This is a genomic window from Metabacillus herbersteinensis (assembly GCF_042433335.1).
GTDB classification, from domain to species: Bacteria; Bacillota; Bacilli; order Bacillales; family Bacillaceae; genus Metabacillus; species Metabacillus herbersteinensis.
On the sequence record NZ_JBHLVO010000060.1, the window covers coordinates 1 to 7,409 of the forward strand.

At 37.2% G+C, this 7,409-nt stretch carries 10 protein-coding genes and 2 pseudogenes; 7 read left to right on the forward strand and 5 right to left on the reverse strand.

Going from position 1 to position 7,409, the window contains the following annotated elements; genetic code table 11:
• Together ACFFIX_RS27225 and ACFFIX_RS27230 are read left to right on the forward strand one after the other, a co-directional pair.
• A partial coding sequence (locus ACFFIX_RS27225) for a hypothetical protein (RefSeq protein ID WP_378939734.1) occupies positions 1-255 on the forward strand: 255 nt, incomplete at its 5' end.
• On the forward strand, positions 242-454 hold the full coding sequence (locus tag ACFFIX_RS27230) for an FAD-dependent oxidoreductase (protein ID WP_378939736.1): 213 nt from the start codon (positions 242-244) through the stop codon (positions 452-454). The genes ACFFIX_RS27225 and ACFFIX_RS27230, both read left to right, overlap by 14 nt.
• 330 nt (positions 455-784) lie before the next feature.
• Here ACFFIX_RS27230 and ACFFIX_RS27235 read toward each other — a convergent pair whose 3' ends face one another.
• The 3 genes from ACFFIX_RS27235 to ACFFIX_RS27245 form a co-directional block, all read right to left on the reverse strand.
• Positions 785-1,282, reverse strand: coding sequence for a hypothetical protein (locus ACFFIX_RS27235; RefSeq protein ID WP_378939737.1), 498 nt, complete (start codon positions 1,280-1,282; stop codon positions 785-787).
• Entirely contained in the window at positions 1,279-1,509 is a 231-nt protein-coding gene (locus tag ACFFIX_RS27240) for a hypothetical protein (protein WP_378939739.1), read from the reverse strand. Before ACFFIX_RS27240 ends, ACFFIX_RS27235 begins: the two co-directional genes overlap by 4 nt.
• Before the next feature lie 1,092 nt (positions 1,510-2,601).
• Positions 2,602-2,805 (reverse strand): hypothetical protein, encoded by a 204-nt coding sequence (locus ACFFIX_RS27245; RefSeq protein WP_378939741.1) that lies wholly within the window; start codon positions 2,803-2,805, stop codon positions 2,602-2,604.
• 191 nt (positions 2,806-2,996) lie between these two features.
• Here ACFFIX_RS27245 and ACFFIX_RS27250 point away from each other — a divergent pair.
• Positions 2,997-3,290: pseudogene (locus ACFFIX_RS27250) on the forward strand (chromate transporter); the annotation flags it as partial.
• Positions 3,291-3,322: 32 nt separating this feature from the next.
• Positions 3,323-3,985 carry a phosphatase PAP2 family protein gene (locus ACFFIX_RS27255; protein WP_378939742.1) on the forward strand — a complete coding sequence of 221 codons (663 nt, stop codon included), beginning with the start codon at positions 3,323-3,325 and terminating at the stop codon, positions 3,983-3,985.
• A 146-nt stretch (positions 3,986-4,131) separates the two neighbouring features.
• Here ACFFIX_RS27255 and ACFFIX_RS27260 read toward each other — a convergent pair whose 3' ends face one another.
• Together ACFFIX_RS27260 and ACFFIX_RS27265 are read right to left on the reverse strand one after the other, a co-directional pair.
• Positions 4,132-4,344, reverse strand: a complete 213-nt coding sequence (locus tag ACFFIX_RS27260) for a hypothetical protein (RefSeq protein WP_378939744.1) — start codon at positions 4,342-4,344, stop codon at positions 4,132-4,134.
• A gap of 23 nt (positions 4,345-4,367) precedes the next feature.
• Positions 4,368-5,413 (reverse strand): annotated as a pseudogene (locus ACFFIX_RS27265) (IS1182 family transposase); the annotation flags it as partial.
• A 13-nt stretch (positions 5,414-5,426) separates the two neighbouring features.
• Here ACFFIX_RS27265 and ACFFIX_RS27270 point away from each other — a divergent pair.
• From ACFFIX_RS27270 to ACFFIX_RS27280, 3 genes are all read left to right on the forward strand, one after another.
• Entirely contained in the window at positions 5,427-5,750 is a 324-nt protein-coding gene (locus tag ACFFIX_RS27270; RefSeq protein ID WP_378939745.1) for a hypothetical protein, read from the forward strand.
• 619 nt (positions 5,751-6,369) lie between these two features.
• On the forward strand, positions 6,370-6,813 hold the full coding sequence (locus ACFFIX_RS27275; RefSeq protein ID WP_378939746.1) for a complement C1q domain-containing protein: 444 nt from the start codon (positions 6,370-6,372) through the stop codon (positions 6,811-6,813).
• Positions 6,814-7,045: 232 nt separating this feature from the next.
• Positions 7,046-7,306, forward strand: a complete 261-nt coding sequence (locus tag ACFFIX_RS27280; RefSeq protein ID WP_378939748.1) for a hypothetical protein — start codon at positions 7,046-7,048, stop codon at positions 7,304-7,306.
• The last annotated feature ends 103 nt before the right edge of the window (positions 7,307-7,409 follow it).

Genomic DNA, 7,409 nt, shown 5'->3' on the forward strand with positions numbered 1-7,409 from the left:
GAAGCAATTTCTGAAGAGCCCGGTGCGGGAAATCCGCACGCCGGGTTCTGTGGGGGTTTGAGCCGCCAATTGGGCGGCCTTTCTACCCGGAGGGTGGTCAGAGATGACGAGCCCTACTCGATTTTATTCCACCTTTGGATGGTTTTGTTTTTAGCTTCTTCCACAATTTCTTTTTTAATTGTGTCACATTCCGCCTCCCTTCCCCGTCATACGGGTATAAAATCGAAAGGGATGAATTCCGATGCTAAAATATGAAGTAGCAGTTGTGGGTGGAGGAGTAGCGGGGTTAACGGCTGCAATCTATGCAGCAAAAGCGGGAAAACAAACGATTGTGATTGAAAAACAGGATCGCTTAGGAGGTCGAGCCATTTCCAATAAGAAAAAGGGAGCTTACTTTAATTTAGGCGGGCATGCCTTGTATCATGGAGATGCTCTTGCAACGTTCGTTTGGTGAAAAAAAGAAATTAATTTCCTGAAAATTAAAGGTTAATAATTTTAGGAAGTTAAACAATGGATTATGATAAAATCGATATGGACGCTGGAGTAGAAAACCTTAAAATTAAGTGAACCATGCCTTATCTAACTGATTATAATAAGGTTTTAGCTCACTTTTAAGTTGTTGAAAGATCTGTATTTCTTTTTTATTTTGTATTTTGGTACAACCATTTGCTTTGTCAATTTTCAATTAATAAGGCGCATGTCTTTAAGTAATGACAAATAAGCGATCATATTCTGGAGGGGCAAACTAGTGAATTCACACCGTCGTTAGCTTGTAATTGAAATGCTATATGCCACCACATTTTACGCACTTGACTCTTGTTTGGTGCTGATAGGCCAAGGTGGCTCCACCAAGCGCGATACCTAACAGCAACCATTCTCCGTATACTATGAATACCATCAATCCGGTTCCATCGAAACTCACTGGACCATCCGCGAGACCTATTGCCTGCATCAGATACCCAAATATTGCTAAAAACCCCATTGGAACTGTTAAACATGCAGCAACCCAACCACCGGTGATAAGAATGAATCGAGGAATTTTTTTACCAGCAAAAAAAGGCACCCAACGGGGGAAAATACGCCCCCATTTTTGCACAAGAGCTAGGGAAAGCAATGCACAAGCGCCAAAAACTAGAATTTCACCATAAGCAGAATGTTGACTGAAACTTTGGCCACCTCCAAGAGTACCACCGAGAGACCAGTAAATTTTCAACATTGGGTATGGAAAAGATAGTACAAAAGCGGTATAACCAAACCATTTACGATCAGGTTTGGATTTCACCGACGTACCTTGACCACACTCAATACATGTGCCGTAATCCCGGCTGGAGCAAATCCCATTGTGTAATCCTGTGTGTCAGGCAAAAAGGATTTCAATATAATTGTGGACAGTGTTATAAAGCATGCCCAGATTGCAGCCCACGCTTTTAAATGTGATTGCACAATCATTGTTGCACCATCCACATTGGTTTCTTCTTTGCCATCTAGATTCCCCTTATTGTAAATCATTAGTGGAACACCCCTTTAAATCTTAAAATTGTTACTGCATTTTTTCTATCACCTATCAATAGCTAAGATTAATGTATACGCTTAAATTCCCATCATAATTTTCGAAATCCCCACATTGAAAGCAGGTGACTAAGAACCTTTTCATTTCCTCTCACATATCCGTTATTAGTTAAGTTTATAAAAAACTCTTTTTAGCTAACACAGTCTCAGGATGTGTTTTCCAATACATCTGTGGTCTTATTCGGGCTTTACTAATATTTAGTAACGGGCAGATATCAGCAACATTCTTTACTTCCGGTGGGTCTGAATCAAATGATACACGATTCTATGAAAAGAAAGAGATCTACATTTGGATCTAGTAAAGATAATGGAGAGTAGGGCGTTGAGTTTTAGGTATTTTCTTTGAAAAAAGGCAATAAGAAACAGAGCTATTAAATATTTATTTTTTTCAATAGCTTGAAGAATAGTAAGATAAGGAAGTTAAATAAAGGGGGTAAAATAGTGTAAAGAGAAAGCAAATTAACGTTGTCTGATTTTGTAAATAAAGATCGATTTAAACTAAACTCTTACCTTACATATTTGCTCCATCAGTATTATGATAGTGTTCCGGAACAGTCGGAAGATAAAATGAGAAACAATAGATTAACCAATATAGTAAACTGAAAGGGTAAAAAAGAAATGAGTGAGGAAATAGTGTAAGAGTCCCTGTTATTCTGATTTGAGATAACAAGGTCGCTTATTGTTGTTATAACCTTTTTAATCTTCCAAAATATTCAATCAAAGTAGTGTAGTAAAATAAAGAAAAGTGTTCAAAGAGAATGATCATTGAAAGGAAGAGGGTTTTATGATTATGAAAAGCGAATGAAGAAAAGTGGATGGTCGAAGAAACCTTTGAATCTAAAAAAGCTGTTGACGATGCAATCAATGCTTTGAAAAATTCTTTTTCTCATGATTACCAATATGTAAAGGTTCAGGTGAAACAGTAATGATTATGGGGTATGCGTGTGTATGTTCCAGCGATGAAAAAAAGTCCGTGGAACAATGAAAAATGTGTCATTAGTAATCCGAGCTTTTTATCATTAATAGTTATATTTAAAAGTTGCTTAATTTTTTTGCTTCTTTTTTCTTCAAGCCACGCTCCTCCATTTCCCATTTTATTAAGGATAAGTACTTCTTGATTTCTATACATTTATTGAGATTATAAAATGATTTCCTTTTTTTAGGGAGTTTTATTTTCTGTTTATATTCAACGTATAGCTTTGCTAGTTCTTTATTTGTTAGTACATCTAGTTCCATCACATATCCACCTTTAGTAGAAATCTTTTTTTAGTATGTATGATTTGTTATTAAAATTCAATGATAAATTTTTTTATGGATCAATTTAACAAAATCAAAATTAACTTCTCAACATTGTCTCTGTTAGTTAATAAGTGAAAGTCCTAATAGGGTATACTTTTTGGACACTCTTTTTTTTGACTATAACTAATTTAGCCACTTTTTCCATATTCTTGCCTGCATTCCTGTTGTAGGTACGTTGTCTTTTTGGGGATTCCTTACGCCGTAATCCCAAGGTAAAAGGAGCCTTGATGGGAGTAAATGCAGCAGTTGTAGGCATCTTGATTGCAGCGTTTTAAAATCCCATATGGACCAGTTCCATTTTAGCTCCTCTTGACTTTGCTTTCGCTGCAATATTATTTAGTATGCTAGTGTATTGGAAGCTGCCACCTTGGGTTATTGTCTTAACTGGAGCTATTGGTGGTGCACTTATGTCCTTAATTTAAATGCATGATTTGTTGAATGGAGGTATGTTTCTGTGAATTTAAAGGTTCATCTTATGATTGCTTTTATTATAAGTCTCGTATCGCTTATGGGTTTCGCTGTTATGGCTATACTGGTTAGCAAACATACAATTGTTCACTTCGACAGTACCATTATTTCATTTGTTCAAGGTTTTGAAGGTCCCATTTTGACGGAGATTATGAAATTTTTCACGTTCATTGGTGGAACGAAACCAATTGTGGTGATTTCGCTTTTAATCTTGTTTATTCTTTATAAAGTTCTAAAACACCTTTCGGAATTGATTTTATTTATTGCGGTTATCGCGGGAGCTAATGGTCTCTTTGTCTCGTTAAAACTGCTTTTTCATAGGGCACGTCCAGATTTACACCGATTAATCGAGGCAAGCAATTATAGTTTCCCTAGTGGTCATGCAACGAACGCCTTTGCGTTGTACGGTATTCTTACCTTCCTTCTTTGGCGACACATTCCCAGCCGATTGGGGAGGACTATCTTAATCATCCTAAGCGTTTTTATGATCTTCGCAATTGGAATGAGTCGGATTTATTTAGGCGTACATTATCCTAGCGATGTTATAGCTGGTTATTTTATTAGTGCCTTCTGGCTTACCTTTCTTATTTGGTTTTATCAGCGATACAAAGAAAAACGATATGAACGGAAACAAGCTAGTCAACGGTAAAGAAATACCCCTTTCGATGAAAGGGGTATTTCTTTTGGGCGGTAGCACTACGGACTGATCAGAAAGGAAAGAGCGTCTTTCAATCATTCCATACGTGTCGCTTCGGTATTAAATGGAACGATAACCACGGTCTGTACGGCTGTCGCCTACATTCCGTAGGTTCCTGTTCCATTTGCGGCAAGTGCCGCCATACCGAACTTGCCGAAAACCTTAGGGTCAAAAGATTGAAAAACAAAAGAGTAAGAGATCAAAAGGAGAGCAGCCGTTATGGCTGCTTCAGTTTGTAGACAAAAGGCATCCGGATGCCTTTTGTCATTTATGGATCTCTTTGACTGCTTGCAGACCTCTCTATTGTGCACTTTTATACCATTTTGGCTGGCTTCTAAGTCCAGGTTGCCATCTTTTCCAGGTTCATGGCAGCAAAAGTAAGCATCGCCTGCATTGGACAATTTTTTGAGGCCTCTCAACGTTGTCCAACGCATTCCATGCTTTTCTTTTGCATCCACAAATACACGCTCAATCGTTTCTTTTCGTTTGGCGTAGATGCTTTTATTTTCTTCCGTATGTCGAAGGTGCTCGGCTTCATCCAAATGGTCCTGCCAGACATGTCGTTCAACCAATTTCTTGTGGTTTTGGAGCACACTGGCTAAGCAAAGGACAGTTTTTACATATAGTTGGATTCGAAAAGTACTGCTGACTTCCTTTTTTGTTCGTTGTACTGTAGGAAAGCACTTGTCCCTGTGGGCAGATGTAACAATCAAAGTGTTCGTCGTAAACATATTCACTCTTCTTAAAGAATCCATCTTTCGTTTTGGGCCTTGTATAAGGGAAAACAGGACGGATTTCGTGTTCGTTCAAATATTGAGCCAGGGGAGGGGTTTTATAAGCAGCATCAGCCGCAGCGACCTTGGGTTTTTTATGACGTCTGGTTACCTTATCAACTTATCAAGCAATGTTTCAAATACTGCACTGTCGTGCACGTTACCTGGGGTGACAATCGCTCCCAGTACGAATCCCTTCTCATCAGATGCAGCATGGAATAAGCAAATTGCTTGGTTCTTTCATCTTTTATGTAATAGCCACTTTCTGGATCCGTTGTACTCTCTTTAATTTCTTTCTCTTCCGGTTCAAATTTATCTGGGGGAAACTGCCTTTTTCCATGGTCTTCCCGGTCTTGATTGATTCCTTTTTGGAGTCTCTCTGAATAAGATTTCGTTTCTTTTCGAACCACTTTCTTTTGGTGTTTTCGCTTATTGGCACTTGCCTTCACATGGGTGGAATCAATAAACACGGATCCCTTTCCACCAGTTTCTTATCGATTTCTTCTTTTAAAATGCGATAAAAGATCTCCTCAAAAAGATCCGTATCCTTAAACCGGCGTTCATAATTCTTACCGAAGGTTGAGAAATGAGGCACCTTCTCATGGAATATCATTGGGGAATTGAATAAAGCAGACTGGAGTAGAAAATCAACGTTTGAGTTTGCTTATGATATTCTGGGGAATGTTTTACAATTATTAGACAGATGTGAGCACAATGGTACTTCTTTAATTAACTGTATTAGTAGCAAATTAAAAGATGATTTTGTCTTTAACTTAGAAGACGTCTTTAAACTTGATAGAGGCATTATGGAAAATGGTATGCGCTGTTTTGTTTATCAGGATGGCATGATCGATGAATATGTTTTTGAGAAGGAAAGACAAAGGGAAAATCCTTTTATTTCTGCAAAAAAAAGTGATAAGGAATTATTTATGAGCCTTTTATAGCTGTAAATCGGGAGAATATAAGTTTTATGTAAGATTAAAAAAGACTAAAGGATAATTTCAGAACATTAGGACTAATTTTAGTAGCCATCATAGTCCCTGGTGTAGGTGGGCCGATATCTGGAACAGTGTATAGAGGAATGTATTTTTGTATTAATACTGATTTTTTTTTTGCATTTGTGAGGCATCTTCAAGGTTGATTCATAAGGCATGTATAAAAACCTGCATAGACCTAAAGAATGAACAAACGCCAATCCTAGATGTATCAAGGGTTTGGCGTTTGTTGCTAGCTTCTTAAAATTTAGTGTTATGTAAACTGATAATGTATATAAAATACACAAATATACATATTTTTATAGATTCATCTATCTAATGACGTATGTGGTTACGTAGCCACTTCGTCCATGCGGTGGTTCTTCAGTGAATGAGTTCAGTGCTGATAAAGTGGACTACTTATCGAATATCTTGGTATCTGAAGGAACTAAAGTATTTGTGTGTGATAGTTAACGTTAATCATTTTAACGAAAATGTGCTAGAAAGAGAGACAAGCAAACAATCATAGATATTTAAGTTTGAATATAAATAGAGTGTAGTTAAATTCTATTAAAAGAGGTGAACCATAATGCCTAAAGGTAAAGGTAAAAAAGGTGTAAGATCATCAGCGTTTAGGGCTGTCAGCAACAATACCGATCAACAAATTACATCAGCTAGAGAACTTACGAAAGTTCAATATCCAGTGGAACAATTAGATATCAACAATGAATATAATCCGGTTACATCGACATTTACTCCCCGACAAAATGGCATATATTCGATTATTGCAAGTATTTTAGCTAGCCCTGTTGCAGCTCAAACATTTATAGAATTAAGGATATTTGTAAACGGCGAGCCAGGAGTTGGAGTTTTCGAAAATATTACGGGCGTTCTAGGGTCGATATCTGTGTCTACTAATCTGCAGTTACAAGTCGGCGATACAGTAGAGGTATTTGTCGGGGGAATACCTACACCTTTCTTTATTGAAAGTGACCCAGATTTCACACATTTTGAGGCAACCCGAATAGGTTAAAAGATTTGTTCCTCTGAAACCGTCCATAAAGGCGGTCCATTTTTGTAAATTTTCACGCTATTCCAGATTGTGAATTCCAAATTATTTCAGCATCAATATCTCATAAACTTAGAAGCACGGCTTTTACATGGAGTGGTGGGCATTCCATTTTTAACTTACTCTATTAATCCAAACTTTATTTCTATTACTGAATATATTGTTAATAGTGGGACAAGAAAGGTGGTGAACTATAATGCCTAAAGGTAAAGGTAAAGGTAAAGGCGGACAAGACGGACAACAGGACAACGAAGGATTTCCCCGTGCTTTTTTGGATCAATTAGGTCTCGGACAACGCATATTTATTACTTATAATGGTGGTTTACAAGCTATTGGAGATTACCAGGGTATTCAAGATAATGCTATTCTTCTTTCAATACTAGGTCAAGGAGGAAATCTAACTAGGCTCATTGAACGTTTCAACATTGATGTAATTCATAGCATTAGGGTTTTATAAAAAAGGAGAGGTTGGGTACTTTTTAGATACCCAACCTCTTTTTTGCCGATATAAAACCTTCTTAAGATATTCTCTAAATTCATCCCTGTTTAATAGTTTATAA

Coding starts and splice junctions, on each gene's coding strand:
- ACFFIX_RS27230 (WP_378939736.1), top strand. CDS start 242: ATGCTAAAATATGAAGTAGCAGTTGTGGGTGGAGGAGTAGCGGGGTTA.
- ACFFIX_RS27240 (WP_378939739.1), bottom strand. CDS start 1,509: ATGATTTACAATAAGGGGAATCTAGATGGCAAAGAAGAAACCAATGTG.
- ACFFIX_RS27245 (WP_378939741.1), bottom strand. CDS start 2,805: ATGGAACTAGATGTACTAACAAATAAAGAACTAGCAAAGCTATACGTT.
- ACFFIX_RS27275 (WP_378939746.1), top strand. CDS start 6,370: ATGCCTAAAGGTAAAGGTAAAAAAGGTGTAAGATCATCAGCGTTTAGG.
- ACFFIX_RS27280 (WP_378939748.1), top strand. CDS start 7,046: ATGCCTAAAGGTAAAGGTAAAGGTAAAGGCGGACAAGACGGACAACAG.